This is a genomic window from Paraburkholderia dipogonis, assembly GCF_042680985.1.
Lineage (GTDB): Bacteria > Pseudomonadota > Gammaproteobacteria > Burkholderiales > Burkholderiaceae > Paraburkholderia > Paraburkholderia phytofirmans.
Genome location: NZ_JBHUFR010000030.1, coordinates 31140 through 55450, shown reverse-complemented (window position 1 = coordinate 55450; position 24311 = coordinate 31140). Strand labels below are relative to the sequence as shown.

The following is a 24311-nucleotide window of genomic DNA, read 5'->3' as shown; positions in this document are numbered from 1 at the left end:
CCACTCGCCGCGCTTTACGACATCAGCGGCTCGGCCGCGTCGAGCATCATCTTCACGAAGTAATCCGCGAAGCTGCGGCGCACGATGACATCGAAACTGCTCGCGCCGGTGGGCAGCAGCGTCATTGATGCCTTGAAATAATGGCTCTGCGCGCACTGCCCTTCGCCGAATAGTTTGGGGTGCAGATCGAGCGGGCAACCGCGCGACAGCACTTCACGCGTGCGCGCGCCGCTGATTTCGAGCACCGTGTAGCCGCTGCCGATATCCACCGCCGAAGCGAACACACCCGCGAACGCCGCGCCGAGTTTTGCCTGCAACGGCGCGGTGCGCGTCGCGTCGTGCGCCGTGGCCGAGCGCACCAGCCACTCGTCCGGGCCGAGCCACATCACGTCGTAGCCGTTGCCGCGCGCCACGGTGTTCGCCTTCTCAGGCGGACGGCAACCGAGCACGCTTTCAAAGGCGCGCACGAACGCGGCGTCACGCGTATCGCCGCGCACGTTCACGAGTTCCAGAAACGGCCGCTCGTTCAATCTGAACGCCGCGTTGGCCGTTGCCTGATGCTTCTTCAGCAACGCGTCCGTGCCCACCAGCGGCGATTCCTGCCACACGCCGGTCTGTTTGCCGACAGCACGATCCACGACCGACGCCGTCCCTCTCGTTTCATTCCACATGTTGACGTGCTCCTTCGCTGTCGTAGAACACCGAACTGGTGACCTTCGCTGCAATCTGTTTGCCGCTCGAAAGCGGAATCGTGACCGTTTCGCCGATCTTGTCGAGACCGCCCTTGACGACCGCCATCGCGATCGAACGCTTCAGGATCGGGCTGTAGTAGCTCGACGTGACGTGGCCGAGCATCGCCGCCGTCTCGCCCTGGAACGGACCCGCGACGATCTGCGAGCCTTCCGGTATCACGAACGATGGATCGTCCGAGAGCAGGCCGACCAGTTGCTTGCGCCCGGCCTTCGCGGTGTCCGAGCGCGTCAGCGAACGCTTGCCGAGAAAGTCCTTCGACTTGGCGACGAGCCCGCCCATGCCGAGGTCGTACGGCGTCATCGAGCCATCCGTATCCTGGCCGACGATGATGTAGCCCTTCTCCGCGCGCAGCACGTGCATCGTTTCGGTGCCGTACGGCGTAATGTCGAACTCGGCGCCTGCGGCCATCAGCGCTTCCCACACCGCGCGTCCGACGTTCGCCGGCACGTTCACTTCATAAGCCAGTTCGCCCGAGAAGCTGATGCGCATCACACGCGAAGCCGCGCCCGCCACCGTGCCTTCCCGATAGCTCATGAACGGGAACGCCGCGTTCGCGAAGTCGATGTCCTGGCAGACCTTCTGCAGCACCTTGCGGCTATTCGGACCGACCACGGCAAAAGTCGCCCAATGATCCGTTACCGAGGCGAGCCGCACGCGCATGTCCGGCCATTCGGTTTGCAGCCAGCGTTCGAGCCACGTCAGCACGCGCGCCGCGCCGCCGGTGGTGGTCGTCATCATGTAGTGCTGGTCGGCGAGGCGCACGGTCACGCCGTCGTCGAAGATCATGCCGTTTTCGTCGAGCATCAGACCGTAGCGGCACTTGCCAACTTCCAGCTTGCTCCACGGATTCGTGTAGACCCAGTTCAGGAGCTTCGCCGAATCGGGGCCCTGAATGTCGATCTTGCCGAGCGTGGACGCATCGAGAATGCCGACGCTCGTGCGCACCGCGAGCGATTCACGCGCCACCGCCGCGTGCAGGTCTTCACCCGCTTTCGGGTAGTACCACGGACGCTTCCAGTTGCCGACGTCCTCGAAAGCCGCGCCGTTTTCCACGTGCCATTCGTGCACCGCCGTCTTGCGCACCGGATCGAGAAACTCACCCAGCTCGCGGCCGGCGAACGTGCCGAAGGTGACGGGCGTGTAGTTCGGACGGAAGGTCGTGGTGCCGGTCTCGGGAATGGTCTTGCCGAGCGCCTGCGCGAGAATCGCCATACCGTTGATGTTGCCGAGCTTGCCCTGGTCGGTGCCGAAACCCATTGCCGTATAGCGCTTTACGTGCTCGACCGATTCGAAGCCCTCGCGCGCCGCGAGGAAAATATCCGCAGCCGACACGTCGTTCTGGAAATCGATGAACTGCTTCGGCCCACGCGTGGCCATCTCGCGGCCGCCCACCAGCCACAGCGGCAGCATCTTCGCTTCCGTGATCTCGGCGACCTGAACCGGATTGGGTCGAGCCACGATATGACCGGCCGCGCGCGCGGCTTCGGCGCCCGCGTCCATCGCGAAACGGATGCCCTGGCCGAGCTTGAAGTCGCCCGCGCATGCGCCGACGCTGGTTTCCGGCTGCATCGCCTTGCCCGGCACGAAGCAAGCCTTCTCGTCATGCCAGTGCGCCTTGCCGCCCGATTGCGCGAACAGATGCAGCACCGGGCTCCAGCCGCCGGACATCGCGAGCAGATCGCAGGCAAGTTCGCTCTGCTTCGCACCGACCTGTCCGTTCGAATACGACGCGAGGTCCACCGACGCCACGCGCAGTTTGCCGTGCGCCGCCGTGATCACGACACCGTTCAACACCTTGACGCCGTAGCGGCGTGCCAAAGCGGGCAGCGTGCCCTTCGATTCGCTCGCGCGCGGATCGACCACCGTCACCTGGGCGCCGGCTGCTTTCAGATCGAGCGCGCATTGATAACCGTCGTCGTTATTGGTGAACACCACCGCGTTGCGGCCCGGCAGCACCGCATAGCGATGCAGATAGGTCGACACGGCCGACGCCAGCATCACGCCCGGCAGATCGTTATTGCCGAACACGATGGGACGCTCGTGCGCACCGGTCGCGAGAATCACGCGTTTCGCGCGGATCTTCCACATCAGTTCGCGCGTGCCCTTGCGTTGCGACACCGGCAGATGTTCGGTGAGCCGCTGCGTCACCGTCACGAGATTGTGGTCCTGATAGCCGAATGCCGTGCTGCGGCACAGGATCTTCACTTCGGGCATCTGCCGCAATTCGTCTTCGATCTTCTGCACCCAGTGCAGCGCGGGCTTGCCGTCGATCTCCGCGCGGCACGACAGCAGCGAGCCGCCGAGTTCAGGCTGATCGTCGACCAGCGTCACGCGCGCGCCGGACAACGCGGCGGCATGCGCGGCCGCGAGGCCGGTCGGGCCACCGCCCACCACCAGCACGTCGCAATGCGCAAAACACTTGTCGTAGCGGTCCGCGTCAGTATGTTCGGGCGCCTTGCCGAGACCGGCGGCGTCGCGAATCACTTCTTCGTACTTCGGCCAGAATTTGCGCGGCCACATGAAGGTCTTGTAGTAGAAGCCCGCCGGAATGAAGCGCGCGAACTTCTGGTTGACCGCCATGCGGTCTTTCTCGATGCTCGGCTTCGCGTTCACGCTGGTGGCCACCAGGCCCTGATACAGCTCGACTTCGGTCGCGCGCGCATTCGGCACTGTGTATGCGCCGGTTTCGAGTTGCACGACCGCATTCGGTTCTTCCACGCCCGCCGTGACGATGCCGCGCGGCCGGTGATATTTCCAGCTGCGCGCGACGAAATGCTCGCCGTTCGCGAGCAGCGCCGAAGCCAGCGTGTCGCCCTGATAGCCCTGGTACTGGCGGCCGTTGAAGGTGAACGTCAGCGGCATGGCGCGATTGATGCGGCCGCCGTTCGGGAGTCGGTCTTTCTGGCTCATGATGCCTTGCCCTCTTGTGCCGTGTTTTGTGCCTTGTTTGGTGCCGTGTTTTGCGCGTTAGCCTCGGCGCTATCCATGGCGAGCAACGGACGCTCGAACGTCTCGTAGCCCTGGATCTCATAGCTCACCGTGTCGCGCTGCGCCTTGAACCAGCGGCGGCAGCCTTGCGTGTGCATCCACTGCTCGCGATGCACGCCGCGCGGGTTCTTGCGCATGAACAGGTAGTCGCCCCATTCGCGGTCGGTGAGTTTCTCGGTGTCGAGCGGACGGGCAATGTCCGCTTCGCCGCCGCAGGAAAATTCGGTTTCGGCGCGGGGCCCGCACCACGGGCATTCGATCACTAGCATTTCTTTGTCCTCGTCCCAGTGCGTGACGTTAGTGGGCAACAGCGGCGGCGCCGTGTTCGTCGATCAGGTGGCCGGTATAAAAACGGTCCAGCGAGAACGCCGCGTTCAACGCATGCGGCTCATCCTTCGCAATGGTGTGCGCGTACGCCCAACCGGAACCCGGCGTCGCCTTGAAGCCGCCCGTGCCCCAACCGCAATTGAAGTACAACCCCTTCACGTCGGTCTTGCTGATGATCGGGCACGCATCCGGCGAGACGTCCACGATGCCGCCCCACTGGCGGTTCATCCGCACGCGCGAGAACACCGGGAACATTTCGACGATCGCTTCGAGCGTGCCTTCGATAATGTGGAAACTGCCGCGCTGCCCAAAACCCGTGTACTGGTCGACGCCCGCGCCGATCACCAGATCGCCCTTGTCGGACTGGCTGATATACGCGTGCACCGCGTTCGACATCACCACCGTGTTGACCACCGGCTTGATCGGCTCCGACACCAGCGCCTGCAACGGATGGCTCTCCAGCGGCAGCCGCACGCCGGCCATGTCGGCGAGGGTCGAGGTATTGCCCGCCGCGACGATCGCGACTTTCTTCGCCTTGATGAAACCCTTCGTGGTGTCCACGCCGACCACCTGACTGCCGTTGCGGCGAATGCCCGTGACCTGGCAGTTCTGCACGATATCGACGCCGGCCTGATCCGCGCCGCGCGCGAAGCCCCAGGCCACCGCATCGTGACGCGCCACGCCGCCACGACGCTGGATCGATGCGCCCAGCACCGGATAGCGGCTATTCAAGTTGATGGTCGGCTCGATTTCCTTGATCTGCGCGGGCGTGAGGAATTCGGCGTCCACACCGTTCAACCGGTTCGCATTCACGCGGCGCTCGGTGTCGCGCACGTCCTGCAGCGTGTGCGCGAGATTCATCACGCCGCGCTGGCTGAACATGACGTTGTAGTTCAGATCCTGCGAGAGCCCTTCCCACAGCTTCATCGCTTTTTCATAGAGCGCAGCGGACTCGTCCCACAAGTAGTTCGAGCGCACGATGGTCGTATTGCGCGCCGTATTGCCGCCGCCGATCCAGCCCTTCTCCAGCACGGCGACGTTGCGCACGCCATGTTCCTTGGCGAGGTAATACGCGGTGGCAAGACCATGCCCGCCGCCGCCGACGATCACGACGTCGTATTCACGTTTGGGCTCGGGGCTCTTCCACTGTCGCTCCCAGTTCTCGTGATACGACATCCCGTTGCGCAACAGGCTGAATATCGAATAGCGGCTCATCGTTGATCCTTGTGGGTACTGTGCTGAATGCTGACGCTGGTGCTGATGCTGCCTCTCAGGTTCCTGCTTTACTATTTGCGGCTTTCCCTGCTTTACTTCGCGATTCCGTTCTCAACATTCGATGACGTTGACGGCCAATCCGCCGCGCGACGTCTCCTTGTATTTCGTCTTCATGTCCGCGCCGGTTTCGCGCATCGTCTTGATCACGTTGTCGAGCGACACGTAATGCTGGCCGTCGCCCTTCATCGCCATGCGCGCGGCGTTCAGCGCCTTGATCGCGCCCATCGCGTTGCGTTCGATACACGGAATCTGCACGAGCCCGCCGACCGGATCGCAGGTCATGCCGAGGTTGTGTTCCATGCCGATTTCGGCGGCGTTTTCAACTTGCGTCGGCGTGCCGCCCATCACGGCGGCAAGCGCCGCGGCAGCCATCGAACAGGCCACGCCCACTTCGCCCTGGCAGCCCACTTCGGCGCCCGAGATCGACGCCGTCTCTTTGTAGATGATGCCGATCGCCGCCGCCGTCAGCAGGAAGTTGACGATGCCCTCGTCGTTCGACGCGTGCATGAACTTCACGTAGTAGTGCAGCACCGCGGGAATCACGCCGGCCGCACCGTTGGTCGGCGCCGTCACGACGCGGCCGCCCGCCGCGTTTTCTTCGTTGACGGCCATCGCGTAGAGGTTGACCCAGTCGAGCATGGAAAGCGGATCGCGCAGCGACTCTTCCGAGCGCGAACGCAATTGTCCGCACAGATCGGCCGCGCGGCGCTTCACGTGCATCGGACCGGGCAACTCGCCGCGCACCTTGCAGCCGCGTTCGACGCACGCGGACATGGTGCGCCAGATCGCCAGCAAGCCTTCGCGCACTTCCTGTTCGGGACGCGACGCGCATTCGTTGCGCAACGTGATCTGCGCGATCGACAATCCGGTTTCACGGCACACGCGCATCAGATCGTCGCCGGTACGAAACGGATACGGCACGTCAGCGCCGGCGCGCACGCCGTTCACGCGATCGCCTTCGCGATTCACCACGAAGCCGCCGCCGACCGAGTAATACTCTTTCTCCACCAGCAGTTGGCCGTTCTCATCAAACGCCTGAAAACGCATGCCATTCGGATGCACGACGCCCGAACCCGGCGCACCCGGCATCAGCTTGCGGAAAAAGCCCAGATGCTCCCGCTCGTCGAATTTCACCGGGTGCTTGCCGAGCAGCACCAGTTGTTTTGTCGCGCGGATCGCTTGCAAGCGCGGCTCGATCAGGTCCGGGTCGATGGAATCGGGCAGATTGCCTTCGAGTCCCAACAGCACCGCCTTGTCCGTGCCGTGGCCCTTGCCGGTCGCGCCGAGCGAGCCGAACAGGTCGACCTTCACGCCGCGCACGAAGCCGAGCAGATTGGCGTCTTCGATATGCGACGCGAAGCGGCATGCAGCGATCATCGGCCCCACGGTGTGCGAGCTCGACGGACCGATACCGATCTTGAACAGATCGAAGACGCTGACGTTCATGGCGTGCCTTGTGCGTTGCGATGCTTTGGGTGGATTGGCCTCTATTGCACCGCAGGTCAAATTGAACCGATAGAATAAAAACGGCATGGCAGTGGGATAGTGGCGTCAACAAAGCCGCGCGCCAAGCGGCACGGCGCTTTTACGACGAGTCCTGACGCATTTGCGAAAGGCCCACAGTTCGCGCGGGCCGCCGCGAGCATGGCTGGCGCTGCCGCCCGGGTTGCTGCATGATGCCGGGCGCAGGACGCACCCGGCGCGGTGCTATGCTTGATCCAACCCTTTCCCTTGCTGGCTGCATGCATGAATTCCGCTGAACCGCTTCCCCCTCAATCGATCGACGGCACTTCGAAGCAGCGCATCCGCTTCGGCATCATCCTGTTGCCGAACTTCACGCTGACCGCGTTTTCGGGTTTCGTCGACCTGCTGCGTCTGTCCGCCGATGAAGGCGATTTCAGCAAGCCCGTGCGCTGCTCGTGGAGCGTGATAGGGGAAACCCTTGCTCCGGTGCGCGCGAGTTGCGGCATCCAGATCACGCCGTGGGAGACGTTCGACACTGCCGAGCCGTTCGATTACGTCGTGGTGGTGGGCGGCCTCCTGCATTCCGGGCCGGCCGCGAACGACGCCACGCTCGCGTTCATCCGGCGCGCCGCCGCCACCGATGCGACGCTCGTCGGCATGTGCACGGGCGTGTTTTCGCTGATGCGCGCGGGCGTGCTCGACGGTTACCGCATTTGCGTGAGCTGGTTTCACTACTGGGATTTCATCGAGCGCTTTCCGTCGGTGAACGAGGAGGCGCTGATAGCCGACCGGCTGTTCGTGATCGACCGCCGGCGCATTACGTGTTCCGGCGGACGCGCGTCGATCGACGTGGCCGCCGCGATCCTGTTGCGTCACTTCGAAACCGCCACGGTGCAGAAGGCGCTGCGCATTCTGCTCGTCGACGACATGCAGAAAGGCAACGCGCCGCAGCCGCATCCGCCGGGGCTCGCGCCCGCCACGCATCCCAAGGTCAAGCGCGCGATCCTGCTGATGGAGCAGCATGTGGGGCGCTCGCTGTCGCTCGATGAACTAGCGGGCAAGCTCGATCTTTCGCCGCGTCAGTTGGAGCGGCTTTTCAAGGCGGAAACGGGCAAGGCGCCGCAGGCCTACGCGAAGCAGGTGCGGTTGCGGACAGCCGCGTGGTTGTTGACGAGTTCGGATAAGACGGTGGCGGATATCGCTTCGAGTTGCGGATTTTCCGATGCTTCGCATCTGGGGCGGGAATTCCGCAAGCAATTCGGTTTGCCGCCGATGATGTATCGCGAGCAGCGTGGCACGGCGGCGGAAGCTGAGGATAGTGGGGATTATGACGAGACGTTTCCGGGGCGGGCGCAGGCGATTTGAGGTTGTCTCACGCGCCATGGCACTGCCAGACACGCCTCTGGTATGCGCGCGTGTCACGGACTGTTGATCGGGACACGCGCGCGACGGCGAAAAATCAAAAACTCAACGCGGGTTCTCGTAAAACCCGAAATGTTGCCGAGCAAATTTCATGACATCCGGAGGACCACCGAGAACGCCGGTTCCGCCGTCCCATCCTCGATCGGCATAGAAGAACCATTCTCCCGAAATCGGCAAGACTGCATACTGCTCCGAATAAACACCGATCGCATCAGCCGGACTGTCGCCAGGGTCCTTCATCAGTATTTCGAAGAAATCGTCGTCGGAATGTTGCGGCTCGACTATGAATCCCGGGTACTTGCCGAAATGCATATTGAAGTAGCTGAACGGGTCCGGATTGAGAACCACAACAGCGAACTTTCCGGTTCCATTGAACGCCGCAATGTTCCGGACAAGATCGTGGAAAACCTGCGTCGCAATGTTAGAAGAGTCACAGTGCAACAACTCCGATGCCGGGGTGACTGATACCCGCTCCATACACTCACGTGCACGCTGCCAAAGCGGCGTGAATATCTCGCGGTCGTCGATGTGATCAATCTTGCTCATAAAGTCCCCAAGCGGATTTTGACGGTTGCACCTTTCGAACCTGCAGGAAAATAATCCGCCGTGGGCTGGCCTTGGTTCGACTGGTCACGAACGCCGTAGCGATTCCCATCTTTAGTGAAGATATCCATCTTGCCATCCTTGCTAAGCGTCTGCTCCCAGCCGTCATTGCGCAAGTTTGCCTCAAACTCCGCTTTGCCCACGTCGGTTTCAATGTTACGAACGCTGTCACCGACCGTTATATCTTCATACTCGGATTTGATCCGCCCCGGCGGAATCCCATCCACCTCCGTCTCCGCAGCGGGCTTGCACATCTGCTTGATGCGGTCCCAGTTTTCGGCAGCTTTTCTGGCTCCCTGACCGATGCCATAGCGCACAACTGGGTTCTGCAACAGCCGATAGACCATCGCGATACCGCGGACCGTGCCGTCGATCAGCCCAGCCGAAAAATGACAGCCGCTGCATACGGTTGACGTGCCCAGGAAGTTATCCCCCAGCAGTCGACGCGCGCCCTGAAGGTTCGCAGGCGGCCCCACCGGCGAGTCACCATAGTTATAGTTATCGATCCATTGATTGGTTTCGTCGCTGGAGACCGGAATGTCCGTGCCATCGTTCAGGTCAAGAACGCTGCCGTCCTTCGCAACCGTACCTGTGCGCGATACAACCCGTCCGTCTGGCGAGTAGCCGAATCTCGCCTTGAACACGCGTCGAATTCCGCCGTTCGCCGGACTCGCATATTCATTGAACTTGAAGTTGTCGATACGTCCGCGCCGGTCATAACGGAGATAAAAATCGCCCGTTGGGTTATAGCCGTACTGGACGCGGTGTGCCGCGTCGCGCGAGATGAACTCAGTCGCTTGTGGGATGTCTCCTAGCGCGATAATGGCGAACACATTACCCGTTGAGTCACGATTGACCTTCCACTGAGCCGCGGACTTTCCGTCCGCCAGTTGCATCACAAACGCAAGCCGGTTGTAGGCGTCGTAGGTCATGCCGTACGCGGTAGTCACCCCATCGGTCTTCGTTGCATCGAAAGCGCTGGAGCCCGTCGCGTCGGTAGTCGGCGTCTCACTTATCCCCGTGACATTGCCGTTCGCGTCATACACGAAAGACTGGATCAACCTTGGCGATGCGATCATCGACGGACGCAGACCGCTCGCGTCGTAGTAACGGATCGTGGTGATCGATGTGCCGCCCGTGCTCTTCACCGTCGCCCGAACCGGCCGCCCGGTATCGTCGTAGCTGTATTCAGACGTGCCACCGCTGGCGTCAGTGTCTTTCAGCAAATTGCCTGATGCATCCCACCCCGAGTTCGTATTGCCCTTGGTCGAGGCGCTCCCGGTAGGCCGGAGCATGCCGCCGATCGACGACAAACTCAGCGTGGTGGAACCCTTGCTACCGGTGATAATCGTCGAGCCCGCGTTGTAGGCCAACTGCACGTTCTGTCCAGCATTCGGATGAGTCACCGCCACCGCTCGACCTTGAGCATCGTAGCTCCACGTCGCAATGCGATTGCCCGACTCGTCGATCTCTCCGGTCAATGCGTTCTTGAACCGCGTGTCGTCATAGACGTAGCGGCGCACGTATCCATCCGGCCACGTGACCGAAACAAGATTGCCATTCGCGTCGTATCCGTACTGGGTCAGACCACCCAGTGGATCATTGAGACGCGACAGACGACGCTTATCGTCGTAGTCAAGCCGAAGCGTGATGTCTTTGTTGGCGTCCGTGCCTTCGGCATGCTGCGTAACAGTGGTCAGCAGACCGGAACCGTCATAGCTCAGCGTGCGAACAAAGCCAGTCTTCGTGCGTTCAGTCTGGAGCACACCTTGGCCGGAGTACGATTCAACGGTCTCTGTGCTGAGGTCGGTGAGTGTCCATCCAGAACCGGTCTGCGCCAGCGCCAAACCGGTGAAGGCCTTGGTGCGCCAGGTACCAGCCGACCAGACGAAAGTAATGGGCTCACCACTCTCCCGATAGACCAGCACCGTTGACGTGCTGCCGTTATTGGCATTCGCTAGTCCGAGGTTACGCTGCCAGCTATGGAACCAGACCGGCCCCATCGCCGTCGCCGATGCTGTCAGCGACTTTGAACGATACGTCCGCGCGAAAAGCATCGGAATCTCGTCGCCGCTGACAAAGTCGGCCTCCGTCAACGTGACTGCTCCGCTGCCGGGATATACCGGGTCAGCAACCGGACAACTGGCCTCAGGCTGATCATCCGCCGGTGTCGCGCACCACGCGTCGATCAGCGGCAAACTCACGCAGTTGTAGTACTGTATGCCGCCAGGTACACCGGCGTAAGCATCCCACCGGCAAGTGGGTGAACCTGGCTTTGCGCCAGTGGCCGCCCACACCGCATTACAATCAGCGGCGTTCGCCCCGAACGCCATGATTAGCAGCATGAACGCGGCCAGCAAGCGGGCCGCCATTCCCGCTGAACTCTCGTTAATTCTGTTTCTTATCATCGTTGCTCCTATTAGTTGTACTTGGTAAAGCCCAAGCACCCTATAGGAACAGGCACAACCGAAATATCCGACAACTCCTAAAATTACAACATGCTTGCGCCGACTCTAACGCGAGTCGAAAAAGCCCGACGCACGTTGAAGGAACATTGAATCGCAATGACCAGACAACGCCGAGCTACTCTATGGAAATGTCCGATCCGACATCGGCCTGGCAAATTTCCGGTTAAGCGTCAGGGAGGTTGCAAGCACAAGAACAAACGAGGCGGCGTAGAGACATTTCTGCGCGAACGTCCCTGCCCGCCAAATGCTACAAATCCCACCTATTTCCCCGCCACATACGCCTTCACAGCCGGCAACCCATCCTTCCCGTCATACGTCTTCACCCCCGCCAGCCACTTGTCCAGCACCGCCGGATTCGCCTTCAGCCATTCGCGTGCGGCCTTGTTCGGATCGGTCTTATTCATGATCGGCAGCATCACGTGATTCTCGATGTCGGTCGTGAATTGCAGATTCGACACCAGCTTCGCGACGTTCGGGCAGCGCGTCGAATAATCGCTCGGCGTCACCGTCAGCACTTTGGCTTCACCATAGTTCGGGCCGAACACCGCATCGCCGCCGGACAGATAATCGATCTTCATCTGTACGTTCATCGGATGCGGCTCCCAGCCCAGAAACACGATCGGTTTCTTGTCGCGGATCGCGCGGTTCACTTCGACCAGCATGCCCGCCTCGCTCGATTCCACCAGCTTGAATTTGCCGAGCCCATATTGATTGGCGTCGATCATCTTCTTGATCAACGCATTGCCGTCGTTGCCCGGCTCGATCCCGTAGATCTTGCCGTCGAGCTTGTCGTAGTTCTTCGCGATGTCGGCGAACGTCTTGATGCCGGACTGATACGCGTAATCCGGCACCGCCAGCGTGTATTTCGCGCCGGTCAGATTCGGCGTCGGCAACACGCTGAGCTGACCGGACTTCTTGAACGGGTCGATCATCGGGTCCATGGTCGGCGACCAGTAGCCGAGGAACACGTCGATCTGCTTGCTCTTTACGCCGGCGAACGTGATCGGCACCGAAGCGATCGTCTTGGTCGGCTTGTAGCCGAGCCCTTCGAGCACGGTCGACGCCAGCCCGGTAGTCGCCGCGATATCGGTCCAGCCGACGTCGGCGAATCGCACGTCGCGGCAAGTGGCAGGTTCCGCGGCCAACACAGACGACACAGACAGCGCGCACAACGACGCAGCCCACAAACGTTTCATGGCGTTCCCTCAGGGTGATTGATGTTTGACTGGATTGGATGAAGCGGATTGTTTTTTTGCCGCTCATTACGCAAACACTAAGCGGACAAGCGCCGCTCGACGCTCGGCGCATGACCGAACTGCGCGCGATACGCCTTGCTGAAATGACACGCCGAATGAAAACCGCACACGGTCGTCACGCGCGCAATCGACGCATCCGTATTCCGCAGCAACTCGCGCGCGCGCCGCAATCGCAGCGTCAGGTAATAGTGCGTCGGCGACACGCTCAGGAACATCTTGAACATGCGCTGCAAATGCCGCTGCGACAGATGCACGAGCCGCGCGAGTTCGTCGAGCGATAAGGGCTCCTCGATATTCGCTTCCATCAGCCGTACCACCTCGACGAGTTCCGCGCGTGAGAAACCGACCCGCGCGTCAACGGGAATATGCTGGTAATCGGTCGAGCCGCGAATCCGTTCGACGATGAACTGCTCGGACACCTGCGCCGCCACCGCCTGACCGAGCCGCATGCCCACCAGTTTCAGCATCAGGTCGAGCGGCGCGGTGCCGCCGGTGCAGGTCATGCGATCGCGGTCGATCACGAACAGTTCGTCGGCGAAACGCACGTGCGGGTAGCTCTTGTGCAACGGCGACATGTCTTCCCAGTGCACGGTGCAGCGATAGCCGTCGAGCAGGCCCGCGGCCAGCAATGCATACGGTCCCGTGCAAATACCGCCGAGCGGTACGCCCTTTTCCGCGACTTCGCGCAGCAGCGCGATCACCGTGTCGTTCACGTAGTCTCGCACGTGCCAGCCGGCGCAGACGATCAGCACATCCGGCATGCCCGCTTCAGCGAGCGTCGTGGTGGGCTTCACCGTGATGCCGTTGCTCGCTCGCGCGGGCTCGCCGTCCGGCGTGATCACCGACCACCGGTAGTGCTGCGCGCGGCCCACGTAGTTGGCCATGCGCAGCACCTCGACCGCGCTGGTGAAGGCGATCATCGAAAAGTTCGGCAGCGTCAGAAAGCCGACGTGCGCGAGCCCGGACAGCGGAGAATCGGCCTCGGACTCGACAGGCGTGAGCGCATCGCGCTTCATAGGCGGCTCAGCCGTGTTGCGCAGCCGGCTCGCGGCGCACTTTCATGACGCTGCGCAGGCCCGACAGCAGCGGCGCGCGCGCCGTGCCCGGCGAACGGCCGAAGCTTTCCGTGATGCGGTCCAGAATGATCGCGAGCATCACCACCGAGAGTCCGCTTTCAAAGCCGAGCCCGATGTCTAGCCGCTGAATACTGGCCAGCACGTCGTTGCCGAGGCCGCCCGCGCCCACCATCGACGCGATGATCACCATGGAGAGCGCCATCATGATGGTCTGGTTGACGCCGGTCATGATGGACGGCAGCGCATTCGGAAACTGCACCTTGTAGAGCAGTTGCAACGGCGTGCAGCCGAACGCCTGCCCTGCTTCGACGATCTCGCGATTCACATGCTTGATGCCGAGCGACGTGAGACGCACCGCCGGCGGCATGGCGAAAATCACCGTGGAGAGAATCCCCGGCACGCGGCCGAGACCGAACAGCATCGCGGCCGGAATCAGGTAGACGAACGCCGGCATGGTCTGCATCAAATCCAGCACGGGGCGCACGATCATCTCGACGGTACGGCTCTTCGCGGTCCAGATGCCGAGCGGCACGCCAAGCAGCAAACTGATCAACGTCGACGACAAGGTCAGGCCGAGCGTGATCACCATCTGATCCCAGAACCCGGTGCCGTAGATCAGCAGCATGGCGAGCAGCGTGAAGAGCGCGAAACGCCAGCCCACCCGCCATAGCCCGATGCCGACGAAGAACGCCATCAGCGCCCACATCGGCACGGCTTGCAAGCCGTGTTCGATCACCGCGGCAAAGCTCTCGATCACCTTGCCGATCGAATCGAAAGTTTTTGCGTCGTGGTCGAGCAGGTAGTGAACGCCGTGATCGACCCAGGCGCCAAGTGGAATGATTTCAGACATGGGAACTCCGATGGCGCGTGAGAACGTTCAGCACGTTCGTCTTGTTGACGGAACCACAGTAGGAGCCGTCGGCTTCGACAACCGGCAGCGGCGCGCGGCTCGCCACCACGAGTTCGACCACATCGTCGAGCGGCGTGGTGCGGCGGATGCATTCGATCTGGTTGACCTGCGGCGAGGCGCTGCCCATCGCGTCGCGGCATACGAAGCCGCGAATCTTGCGCTCGCTGTCCAGCACGAACGCGTAGTCGGCGCTGCCGTTGAGCGTGGCGGCCACGCTCGACGCGTCGATCTGCGGCGAGTGCTGCATGAGCGGCACGGCGTCGGTCTGCATCAGGTCGCCGGCGGTCAGATAACGGCTGGTGTCGATGCCTTCGAAGAAGGCGCGCACGTAATCGTCGGCGGGATTGGTGATGATCTGCTGCGGCGTGCCGACCTGCACGACCCGGCCGCCTTCCATGATCGCGATCCGGGTGCCGATGCGCATCGCCTCTTCCAGATCGTGCGACACGAACAGGATGGTGCGCTGCTGTTCGCGTTGCAGATCGAGCAGCACGTTCTGCATTTCCTTGCGCTTGAGCGGATCGAGGGCGGAGAACGCCTCGTCCATGATCATCAGCGACGGGTTGACCGCCAGCGCCCGCGCGAGACCCACGCGCTGCTGCATGCCGCCGGACAGTTGCGCGGGCAGCTTCTGCGCGAACGGCGCGAGGCCGACCTGCTCGAGCACGGTCATCGCGCGCTTCTCGCGTTCCTTGCGACCCACGCCCGCCACTTCGAGCCCGAACGCCGCGTTGGACAGCACGGTGCGCTGCGGCATCAGCGCGAAGGACTGGAACACCATGCTCATGTCCTTGCGGCGCAGCGCCGTCAGCTCGGAGCGCGGCACGCTGGCCACGTCGCGGCCGTCGATCAGCACCTTGCCGGCCGTCGGCTCGACGAGGCGATTGATCAGGCGGATCAGCGTCGACTTGCCGGAGCCGGACAGGCCCATCAGCACGAAGATCTCGCCTTCCTTGACTTCGAACGATACGTTGTGGACGCCGACAATCTGACCGGTGCGCGCGAACACTTCCTCTTTCGTCGCGCCGCCTGCCAGCATGCCGATCGCCTGTTTCGGGTTGGTGCCGAACACCTTGCACAACCCTTCGACCACGACCTTGGGGGAATTCATTGAATACTCTCCTATGTCGACCGAAGTTGGCGCTTTAGCATAACGACAGCTAAAAACACTTACTCGGCCCCATGCAAGATAGTTGTTGCGGTGACAAACGCTCGTCCGCGCTGTGCATACATAGTTGCCAGAAAAAAGTATCGCTAGCCGACTATTTGCGACAGGCACATGTGGAAATGCGACACCCGTTTTTTGGGCGCGTTGGCGGATGGAGTGCACAGCCTTGTGGGGCAAGGGTTTGGCGGATGTCGAGGCGCGTTCTGAGGCATGTCGCGTTCGAGCAAGTGGAGGACATCCGATGCAGAAAAACGCTATTCGCGGAGGTCTTCAAGCCTTGTTGCCGCAGCGCAGCAAGCGCACGTACCCGAAACGTCAGCCGAAAAAACCGTTATTCCTGCCATGCAACGGCGAAATGCGCTCGCCAAGGCAAGCGCTCACGACACCGACACGCCCAGCAACCGTCCCACCCCGAACGTGAACGCAGCCGCGATCAGTCCGATCACGACCTGCCGCAACGCGGAGAACCCAGCGCTGCGTCCGTTGAAAAGCGACGTGAACACGCCGATCGACGCAAGCGCCAGCATGCTGAGCACCACGCATTGCATGATCGCGCTGTACCCATGCGTCCACAGAAACGGCATCACCGGAAAAATCGCGCCCACGGAGAACAGGCAGAACGACACGCCCGCCGCGGACCATGGATTGCCGCCCAGCTCCGCCGGATCGAGTCCGAGTTCTTCGCGAGTGAGCGTGTCGAGCGCCTTGCTCTTGTCGCGCATCATTTGCGAGGCAACCCGTTTGGCCTCGCCCGCGTCGAGGCCCTTGGCGCGATAGATCAGCGCAAGTTCGTGCTCTTCGGCTTCCGGCGATTCTTCGAGTTCTTGCGCCTCTTTCGCGATCTGCGTGCTGGCCAGCTCGCGCGCATTGGTCACCGAGAGCCATTCGCCCAGCGCCATCGAACACGCGCCGGCGATGAGCCCCGCCAGTCCCGTCAATAGAATCGCCTTGTTGCCGGTGCCCGCGCCGGCCACGCCCATGATCAGGCAGAAGTTCGAGACGAGGCCGTCATTGGCGCCGAGCACGGCGGCGCGCAAGTCGTTGCCCGATCCCGCGCCCTTGTGCCACGACTCGGCCGCGGCAATCCGCGCGCCCGGCGCGAGACTCGCGTCGCCGCCGCCGTGAGCCAGCGCCTGCACCATCGCGGCGTGATGATGTTCGTCGGCCGACATGCGGCCCGCGTCCGGCTGCCCCTGGTATTTGTTGCGATCGGCATATTCCGCGGCCGCCAGCGTGGGCAGCACGAAGCCCGCACCGAACAGGCGGACCAGTCCTTTCATCAAACGCGTTTTGACGGCCTGGCCGGTGCCTTTCGGATCGAGTCCGTTGGCTCTCAGTTTGTTGGCCCAGACTTGCGCATGATCGCGCTCGGATCTGGCGAGCTCGCTGTAGACCTGCTTGCGAGTGCCGTCTGTCTCGACCTTCGCGAGCGTTTCGTACAGCGCGGCGCTGTGCAGTTCATCGGAGAGATTGGCTTTGTATCGTTTTACTTCGCGTCTGGATGCCATGATGCTGTGCCCGCGTATCGAGTCCACAGCACCAAAGCGTAATCGATTCAGATACGCAAAAGATCAAAGCCCTAAAGCGCGTCGTGAGCGAGAACGACAACGCTTCTCATGACCATTCGACCGCGCTGGATCATTGCGCCGCGTGCGCGGTCCGATACCCGCGCCGGCCGACCGCCAACGTAAGCAGAGCCGAAACCACGAGACTCGCCGCCACCACATAGAGCCCGGCGGCATAGCCGCCCGTCACGCTTTTGAGCCAGCCGATCGCGAACGGTCCGACGAAGCCGCCCAGGTTGCCGATCGAATTGATCATGGCGATGCCGGCGGCGGCCCCCGCACCCGAGAGAAAAGTGCTCGGCATCGCCCACAACGGCGCCTTCGCCGCGCTGATGCCGACGTTCACCACCACCAGCGCCAGCACGACGCCAACCGCCGTATCCGCGAGACCGGCCCAGGCAAGCCCAATGGCCGCCGCCACGCAAGGAATCACCACGTGCCACGTGCGCTCGCCGCGGCGGTCCGAATGACGCGCCCACACCACCATGCCAAGTACCGCCAGCACGCTCGGAATCGCATTCAACGCGCCGGTGCCGAGCGCGCTGAAACCGAACTGGCGAATGATGAGCGGCGCCCACAAGCCAAGCGTGTAGAGGCCCGCGGAGGTGCCGAAATAGATCATCGACATGATCCACACACGCGAGTCAAGCAGCGCGGCGAGCGCACCGGCGGCATGGCCTGCCTGCGATTCGCGTCCCATGCGTTCTTCGCGCAAGGTGGCGATGAGCCACGCTTTTTCATCGGCGGCGAGCCATCTGGCTTTGTCCGGCGAATCGGTAAGCGCCTTCAACACCACGAAGCCGAGCAGCACGGCGGGAATCGCTTCGATGACGAACAGCCACTGCCAGTCCTTCAGGCCGAACAATGCGGGCATCTGCATGATCGCGCCGGAAATCGGCGAGCCGATGGCCGTCGAGAGCGGCGCGGCCGCCATGAACGCGGCGGCCGCGACGGCGCGCTGGCGAGCGGGAAACCACTGGCTCAGATACAGGATGATGCCGGGAAAAAATCCGGCTTCGGCGACGCCGAGCAGAAAGCGCAGCGTATAGAACGAAGTCGGCCCCGCCACGAATGCCGAGGCCGCCGAAACCAGCCCCCACGTCACCATCACGCGGGCGATCCAGATGCGCGCGCCGACCTTGTTGAGGATGAGGTTTGACGGCACCTCGAACAGAAAATAGCCAAGGAAGAAAATGCCGCCGCCGAGCCCGAACATGGTCGGCGTGAGGCCGAGATCCTTGTTCATGGTGATGGCCGCAAAGCCGACGTTCACCCGGTCGAGAAAGCTGACAAAGTAAAGCAGCATCACGAAAGGCAGGATGCGCCAGGTCAGCTTGCGCACCACTCGGGCCTGCAGTTCATTGTTCATACCTGTCTCCACTCAAGCTCTGCTCGATGCAGTGAGATCGCCAGTGACGCGTTCGTCCGGGCGTTATGTTTTTGCGTGACTCTTTGCGCGTGGCAGCCGGCTTCAGGCGGCCTTGACGCTCGCAACCGGTTCGGCTGGTGCGGACGTAGACGCATTGGTCGGCGATCCCGCCGCCAGGATCGCGCACACGGCATCGGTCACCTGCATGGTCGTGGCTATGCCGCCCAGGTCGCCCGTGTGCAGCGACGGGTCCGCCGTGACGCGCTCGATTGCCGCCATCAATTGCTGTGCGGCGGCGTGCTCGCCGAGATGCTCCAGCATCATCACCACCGACCAGAAAGTGCCGACCGGATTCGCGAGACCTTTGCCCATGATGTCGAACGCGGAGCCGTGAATCGGCTCGAACATGGACGGATAGCGGCGCTCGGGGTCGAGATTGGCGGTCGGCGCGATGCCGAGACTGCCGGCCAGCGCCGCGGCCAGATCGCTGAGAATATCGGCGTGCAGGTTGGTGGCGACGATCGTGTCGAGCGTGGCCGGCCGGTTGACCATGCGCGCGGTGGCGGCGTCGACGAGTTCCTTGTCCCAGCGCACGTCCGGAAACTCCTTCGAGACCTGCACGGCGATCTCGTCCCACATGACCATGGCGTGACGTTGTGCGTTGCTCTTGGTGATCACTGTGAGCAGCTTGCGGGGCCGCGATTGCGCGAGCTGGAACGCGAAACGCAGAATGCGTTCGACGCCCGCGCGGGTCATCATCGAGACATCGGTGGCGACTTCGATCGGATGGCCCTGATGCGCGCGGCCGCCCACGCCGGCATATTCGCCTTCCGAGTTCTCGCGCACGATCACCCAGTCGAGATCCTTCGGTCCGCAGCGCTTCAACGGCGCGTCGATGCCGGGCAGGATGCGCGTGGGGCGCACGTTCGCGTACTGGTCGAAGCCCTGGCAGATTTTCAGGCGCAGACCCCACAGCGTCACGTGATCGGGAATATCCGGATCGCCCGCCGAGCCGAACAGAATCGCGTCCTTGTGACGAATCGCATCGAGTCCGTCGGCCGGCATCATCACGCCATGCTCGCGGTAGTAGTCGCCGCCCCAGTCGAAATTCTCGAACTCGAAACCGAAGGCGTCGCTGCGCGCGGCGATGGCTTCCAGAACGCGCCGGCCGGCGGGTACGACTTCCTTGCCGATGCCGTCGCCGGGAATGGTTGCGATGCGATAGGTCTTCATTGGGTATCTCCATGATGTTGAAAGCATGGAGCGCATCGTAGAACGTCCACTGCCTGGAAAAACGCTGCTAGACTCAAAGCATCCTTAACTTCAGGTTAACAATAGGCCGCTTCATGACCTCGTCGATCCAGCCGGACGATCTCGCTTTTTTCTCGACGCTCGCCGCGAGCGGCAGCCTCACGGCGGCCGCGCGCGAACTCGGACTGAGCACGGCGGCCGTGAGCAAGCATCTGGCGCAGATGGAATCGCGGGCGGCCGTCTCGCTCGTCAACCGCACAACGCGGCGCATGAGCCTCACGCCGGAGGGCGAACTGTATCTGACGCGCGCGCGGCGCATTCTGAGCGAGATGGACGACCTCGCGCAGTTACTCGGCGGTTCGCAGGCGGCGCCGAAAGGCCTGCTGCGCGTGAACGCGACGCTCGGTTTCGGCCGCAGCCACGTGGCTCCGCTGATCTCGCGGTTCGTGCGGCGCTTTCCCGAGGTGGATGTGCAGTTGCAGCTTTCGGTCGATCCGCCGCCGCTCAGCGACGACGCCTTCGACGTGTGCGTGCGTTTCGGCGAACCGCCGGATGCCCGCGTGATCGCGCGCCGGGTCGCGTCGAACCGGCGCCTGCTGTGCGCCTCGCCGCGCTATCTTGCCGAGCGGCGCGCGCCGCGCAGTCCGGCGGACCTGGCGCAGCACAATTGCATCGGCATTCGCCAGGGCGGCGACGCTTACGGCGTTTGGCGTCTGACCAGCGGACGCGGCGCCGCGGAAAAGACCGAGACAGTGCGCGTGCGCGGCAACCTGACCACCAACGACGGCGAAATCGCGGTGAAGTGGGCGCTGGACGGCCAAGGCATTCTGATGCGCGCCGAATGGGATATCGCGGAATATCTCGCCGATGGCCGGCTCGTCCATGTTCTGCCCGACTACCGCACGCCGGGCGCGGATATCTATGCAGTGTATCCGCATCAGTTACAGATGACGGCGCGGGTCAAGGCGTTCGTCGACATGCTGGTCGAGACGCTCGGCACGCGTTGAGTGTGGGTCGTGGAGTAGATGCGGCTGAAGTGGGCAGAGTCGCGTTGCATGACCCGCGAAGGCGATCCGTACCGGCAGCCGCGCGACGTTCAATCCTGCCGCGCGGCTGCCTGAGCGATGGCTGTTTGGGCGTTTACTGGCTCGCGCCTGCTCCAACGCCGGCCTTCTTCTGCGCTTTCTGCAGTTTGTCCGGATAGTTCGGGTCATTTTGAGCCGGCTGATAACCTGCATCTTCGAGTTTCTTCAACTCGGCATTCTTCTTGGCCCGGGCTTGTTTGCGCGCCTCTTTGCGCTCCGCCTTGGTGGGTTTCGCGCTGCTCGCCGCCATGCCGGGCGCGGCCGACATGGCAGCGTCGCTCGCGCTTTGAGCCGCGGCGAGCGGAATGGTGCCGGCGACCATGGCGATAACGGCAACGCCGAGCATGATCTGTTTAATGGCAAAGCTCTTCATTTTCAATTCCCCTCTCGAAAGTTGGCAATAGCAGTCAGGCGCATTCAAGCTTGCCTGTGAGTCTTCTGTTCACCGCCGCGAGCCGCGCACGACACTCAGTACGAACTCGCGCTCAAAGCTTACAGGCAAACCATCAAAAGAGTCAGTTCAACACCACGAGCGGGCGTTGCATCAAGCAGACGAATCTCGCGAGCCGGCCACGCGCGCCGCATCCTCTTCCTGCAATGTGCGCCACAAGATTTTGCCGCTGCCCGACTTCGGCAGCGACGCCACGAACTCGACGATGCGCGGAGCCTTGTACGCGGCCATCTGCTCATGCGCCCAGTCGATGATCTCCTGCGCAGTAATCGTGCCCGCGTGCGCGGCGTCGGGCACCACCAGCGCCTTCACGGTCTCGCCGCGTTTTTCGTCCTTCACGCCGATCACACAGACCTCGTGAATCGCCGGATGCCGGTACATCAGCGCCTCGACTTCAGCCGGCCATACCTTGTAACCGGACGCGTTGATCATACGTTTGAGACGGTCCGTCATGAAGAAATAACCGTCTTCGTCGATATGGCCGAGATCGCCGGTTCGCAAAAACCGCTTGCCGTCGAGTTCGATGAACACGTCCGCCGTCGCCTTCGAATTTCTCCAGTAGCCCTGCATGACTTGCGGCGCATGGGTGACGATCTCGCCGGTTTCGCCTTGCGGCAGTTCCTCCAGCGAAACCGGATCGATCACGCGCGAGTCCACGTCGAACACGGGAATGCCCAGGCACTGCGGCTTCGGACGATGCGGCGGATTGATGTGCGTGCCGGCAATCGTCTCCGTCATGCCGTAGCCTTCGACATAGTCGAGCCCGGTCAGCGCCTTGAGCTTTCTGGCAATCGCGTCCGGCATCGCCGCGCCGCCGCCGCGCGTGCCGGTGAGGCTCGACAGATCGTATTCGTCGAGCTTCGGGTTCGAGAGGAAATCGACCATCATCGTCGAGATGGACTGCCATGCGGTGACGCGATATTTCTGCATGCATAGCGCGGCGGCCTCGCGATCCCAACGCGGCAACAGCACGATGGTCGCGCCGGAGAAGACCGCGCTGTTCATGCCGCCTTGCATGCCGGTCACGTGAAAGAGCGGCAGCACGGACAGATAAACGCCGTCCGGCGGCGACGAAAACCAGACGCAGCCGCCGAGCGCCGTGCTCATCACGCTGCGGTGCGTATGCATGCAGCCTTTGGGCTTGCCGGTGGTGCCCGACGTATAAGGCATCACGCACAGATCGTCGGGACCGGTGGTGAGCGGCCCCGGCGCAATGTGTCGATCGAGCATCTGCTGCCAGGACGTCACGCCGGCAATCGCGAACGTCTTGCGTGGCGCAGCGACGAATTCAGGCACGGGGATCGGCGAGGTCTTCTTCAGATAATCGCTATACGTCGCGACGATTGCGTGCTCGATGCCCTTGCCAGGTCCGCTCCCGATCAACGGCTCGACGTTCGCGAACAGGCATTGCGGCGCGATGATCGTGGTCGCGCCGCTGTCCTCGACGTAGTGCGCCAGTTCGCCCGTCATGTTCATTGGATTGACCGGCACCACCACCGCGTTCGCCCGCAGGATGCCGTAGTAGGCGATGATCCATTGCGGGCTGTTCTGCATATACAACAGCACGCGGTCGCCGGCTTTGACCCGACACTCCTGTTGCAGAAAGCCCGCGATTCGTTCGGCTTCGTCCTTGAACTCGGCGAACGTGATCGCAGTGTCGTAGAAGACGATGAACGGCTTGTTGGGATAACGCGCCGCCGAGACTTCGGCGTTGTAGAAGAGATTGGTCTCGGGCAGCGTCAAGTGCAGTGGCAGTTGCGGTGGCCAATGCGGGCGATGGCGTTCGTTCATCAGTGTCTCCAGCTTTTTACTGTCGGTGCGCGTTGGTTTACCGCCGCGCGCTTGATTCACAGCGCCGCGTCAGACCCGCGTGACGCTCAGATGATGATCGCGCCGCCATCCACCGCGAACTCCTGGCCAGTGATGTGGCGCGACGCTTCGCTCGCGAGAAACACGATCGGACCTTTGAGATCTTCTTCGCCGCCCAAACGCTGCAAGGGCGTATGCGAGACGATCGTTTCTCCGAGCTTGTCGAGCAGACCCGCCGTCATCTTCGAAGGAAAAAAGCCCGGGCAGATCGCATTGACGTTGATGTTGTACTTGCCCCACTCCGCCGCGAGCGCCCGCGTGAAATTGATCGCGGCGGCCTTGGAGGTGTTGTACGCAATCGTGTTCATGCCCGGTGGCGAAGCCTTCAAGCCCGCCACCGAAGCGATATTGACGATCTTGCCGGCGCGCCGCGGGATCATGCTGCGTTTGCCGACTTCGCGAGCGAGAAAGAACGGCGCGTTGACGTTCAGGTTCATGACCTTGTGCCACGCTTCGTCGGGATAGTCTTCGGCGGGTGCGCCCCATGTCGCGCCCGCATTGTTGACGAGAATATCGATGCGGCCGTGCACGCCCAGTACTTCATCCACGAGACCGGGGATGCCTTCGAAGCGCTGCAGATCGTTGACCACCGTTTGCACTTCGATGCCGAGTTGTTGCAGATGCGTTTTCGCTTCGGCAAGTTCGTCGGCCTTGCGCGCGGTGATGGCGACGCGGCAGCCCATTTCGCCGAGTGCCTCGGCCATTTGCAGACCGAGGCCGCGCGAGCCGCCGGTGATGAGTGCCACCTTGCCGTCCAGTTGAAACAGGTCCTTCACAGACATTGCGTCGCTCCTCCAGATTTGTTCTGCTATGCAGATCGGTATGCCGTGTTTTGCGCCCATAATACTTGCCGAAATTCGGCGTGTAAATAAAAGCACGATCATTCACTTTCGAGATAAACTGACATGCATAAGTGGGTGGCGAAGCATCGGGAATTACCCGAACGCCGCGCGTTTCAACCGCACCGAGCCGATATGTTCGAGGGCGCTTTTACGCTTTGCCTTAGGTCAA

General features: G+C 62.3%; 19 protein-coding genes. 2 read left to right on the top strand and 17 right to left on the bottom strand.

Annotation, left to right across the window (positions count from 1 at the left end; translation table 11 throughout):
- Positions 1–14: 14 nt before the first annotated feature.
- The 5 genes from ACFSNN_RS32555 to ACFSNN_RS32535 all read right to left on the bottom strand — a co-directional run bounded on the left by ACFSNN_RS32555 (position 15) and on the right by ACFSNN_RS32535 (position 6789).
- Positions 15–671: a sarcosine oxidase subunit gamma gene (locus ACFSNN_RS32555; RefSeq protein ID WP_134464804.1), complete on the bottom strand. Its 657-nt coding sequence runs from the start codon at positions 669–671 to the stop codon at positions 15–17.
- Entirely contained in the window at positions 661–3663 is a 3003-nt protein-coding gene (locus tag ACFSNN_RS32550) for a sarcosine oxidase subunit alpha family protein (protein ID WP_134464806.1), read from the bottom strand. Before ACFSNN_RS32550 ends, ACFSNN_RS32555 begins: the two co-directional genes overlap by 11 nt.
- Complete coding sequence (locus ACFSNN_RS32545) at positions 3660–4010, bottom strand: sarcosine oxidase subunit delta (protein ID WP_134464808.1); 351 nt, start codon at positions 4008–4010, stop codon at positions 3660–3662. The genes ACFSNN_RS32550 and ACFSNN_RS32545 overlap by 4 nt, the downstream gene beginning before the upstream one ends.
- Positions 4011–4038: 28 nt before the next feature.
- A complete protein-coding gene (locus tag ACFSNN_RS32540) occupies positions 4039–5283 on the bottom strand; it encodes a sarcosine oxidase subunit beta family protein (RefSeq protein ID WP_134464810.1) in 1245 nt (414 codons plus the stop codon).
- Between the two features lie 111 nt (positions 5284–5394).
- Positions 5395–6789, bottom strand: a complete 1395-nt coding sequence (locus ACFSNN_RS32535) for an L-serine ammonia-lyase (RefSeq protein WP_134464812.1) — start codon at positions 6787–6789, stop codon at positions 5395–5397.
- 300 nt (positions 6790–7089) lie between these two features.
- On the opposite strand from ACFSNN_RS32535, the gene ACFSNN_RS32530 reads away from it, so the two are divergent.
- On the top strand, positions 7090–8172 hold the full coding sequence (locus tag ACFSNN_RS32530) for a GlxA family transcriptional regulator (protein ID WP_012426921.1): 1083 nt from the start codon (positions 7090–7092) through the stop codon (positions 8170–8172).
- A 102-nt stretch (positions 8173–8274) separates the two neighbouring features.
- Here ACFSNN_RS32530 and ACFSNN_RS32525 read toward each other — a convergent pair whose 3' ends face one another.
- The 9 genes from ACFSNN_RS32525 to ACFSNN_RS32485 form a co-directional block, all read right to left on the bottom strand.
- Complete coding sequence (locus ACFSNN_RS32525; RefSeq protein WP_134464814.1) at positions 8275–8775, bottom strand: hypothetical protein; 501 nt, start codon at positions 8773–8775, stop codon at positions 8275–8277.
- The gene (locus tag ACFSNN_RS32520) at positions 8772–11240 is read right to left on the bottom strand and encodes a DUF6531 domain-containing protein (protein WP_134464816.1); all 2469 of its coding nucleotides are present in this window, start codon (positions 11238–11240) and stop codon (positions 8772–8774) included. Before ACFSNN_RS32520 ends, ACFSNN_RS32525 begins: the two co-directional genes overlap by 4 nt.
- Before the next feature lie 320 nt (positions 11241–11560).
- Positions 11561–12496 carry a choline ABC transporter substrate-binding protein gene (locus tag ACFSNN_RS32515; RefSeq protein ID WP_134464818.1) on the bottom strand — a complete coding sequence of 312 codons (936 nt, stop codon included), beginning with the start codon at positions 12494–12496 and terminating at the stop codon, positions 11561–11563.
- A 77-nt stretch (positions 12497–12573) separates the two neighbouring features.
- Positions 12574–13572 carry a GlxA family transcriptional regulator gene (locus ACFSNN_RS32510; RefSeq protein ID WP_134464820.1) on the bottom strand — a complete coding sequence of 333 codons (999 nt, stop codon included), beginning with the start codon at positions 13570–13572 and terminating at the stop codon, positions 12574–12576.
- 7 nt (positions 13573–13579) lie between these two features.
- Complete coding sequence (gene choW, locus ACFSNN_RS32505) at positions 13580–14482, bottom strand: choline ABC transporter permease subunit (protein ID WP_134464822.1); 903 nt, start codon at positions 14480–14482, stop codon at positions 13580–13582.
- Positions 14475–15653, bottom strand: coding sequence for a quaternary amine ABC transporter ATP-binding protein (locus tag ACFSNN_RS32500; protein WP_012426915.1), 1179 nt, complete (start codon positions 15651–15653; stop codon positions 14475–14477). Before ACFSNN_RS32500 ends, choW begins: the two co-directional genes overlap by 8 nt.
- Positions 15654–16087: 434 nt before the next feature.
- Positions 16088–17218, bottom strand: coding sequence for a VIT1/CCC1 transporter family protein (locus ACFSNN_RS32495; RefSeq protein ID WP_134464824.1), 1131 nt, complete (start codon positions 17216–17218; stop codon positions 16088–16090).
- 130 nt (positions 17219–17348) lie between these two features.
- Complete coding sequence (locus ACFSNN_RS32490) at positions 17349–18644, bottom strand: MFS transporter (protein ID WP_134464826.1); 1296 nt, start codon at positions 18642–18644, stop codon at positions 17349–17351.
- Between the two features lie 102 nt (positions 18645–18746).
- Complete coding sequence (locus ACFSNN_RS32485) at positions 18747–19877, bottom strand: tartrate dehydrogenase (protein WP_134464828.1); 1131 nt, start codon at positions 19875–19877, stop codon at positions 18747–18749.
- Between the two features lie 113 nt (positions 19878–19990).
- Between ACFSNN_RS32485 and ACFSNN_RS32480 the strand changes: the two genes are divergently transcribed.
- Complete coding sequence (locus ACFSNN_RS32480) at positions 19991–20902, top strand: LysR family transcriptional regulator (RefSeq protein WP_134464830.1); 912 nt, start codon at positions 19991–19993, stop codon at positions 20900–20902.
- A 133-nt stretch (positions 20903–21035) separates the two neighbouring features.
- On the opposite strand, the gene ACFSNN_RS32475 is transcribed toward ACFSNN_RS32480, so the two are convergent.
- The 3 genes from ACFSNN_RS32475 to ACFSNN_RS32465 form a co-directional block, all read right to left on the bottom strand.
- Positions 21036–21353 (bottom strand): hypothetical protein, encoded by a 318-nt coding sequence (locus ACFSNN_RS32475; protein WP_208949623.1) that lies wholly within the window; start codon positions 21351–21353, stop codon positions 21036–21038.
- Positions 21354–21524: 171 nt separating this feature from the next.
- Positions 21525–23222: a long-chain fatty acid--CoA ligase gene (locus ACFSNN_RS32470; protein ID WP_134464832.1), complete on the bottom strand. Its 1698-nt coding sequence runs from the start codon at positions 23220–23222 to the stop codon at positions 21525–21527.
- Positions 23223–23308: 86 nt separating this feature from the next.
- A complete protein-coding gene (locus ACFSNN_RS32465) occupies positions 23309–24082 on the bottom strand; it encodes an SDR family oxidoreductase (RefSeq protein WP_134464834.1) in 774 nt (257 codons plus the stop codon).
- Between the last annotated feature and the right edge of the window lie 229 nt (positions 24083–24311).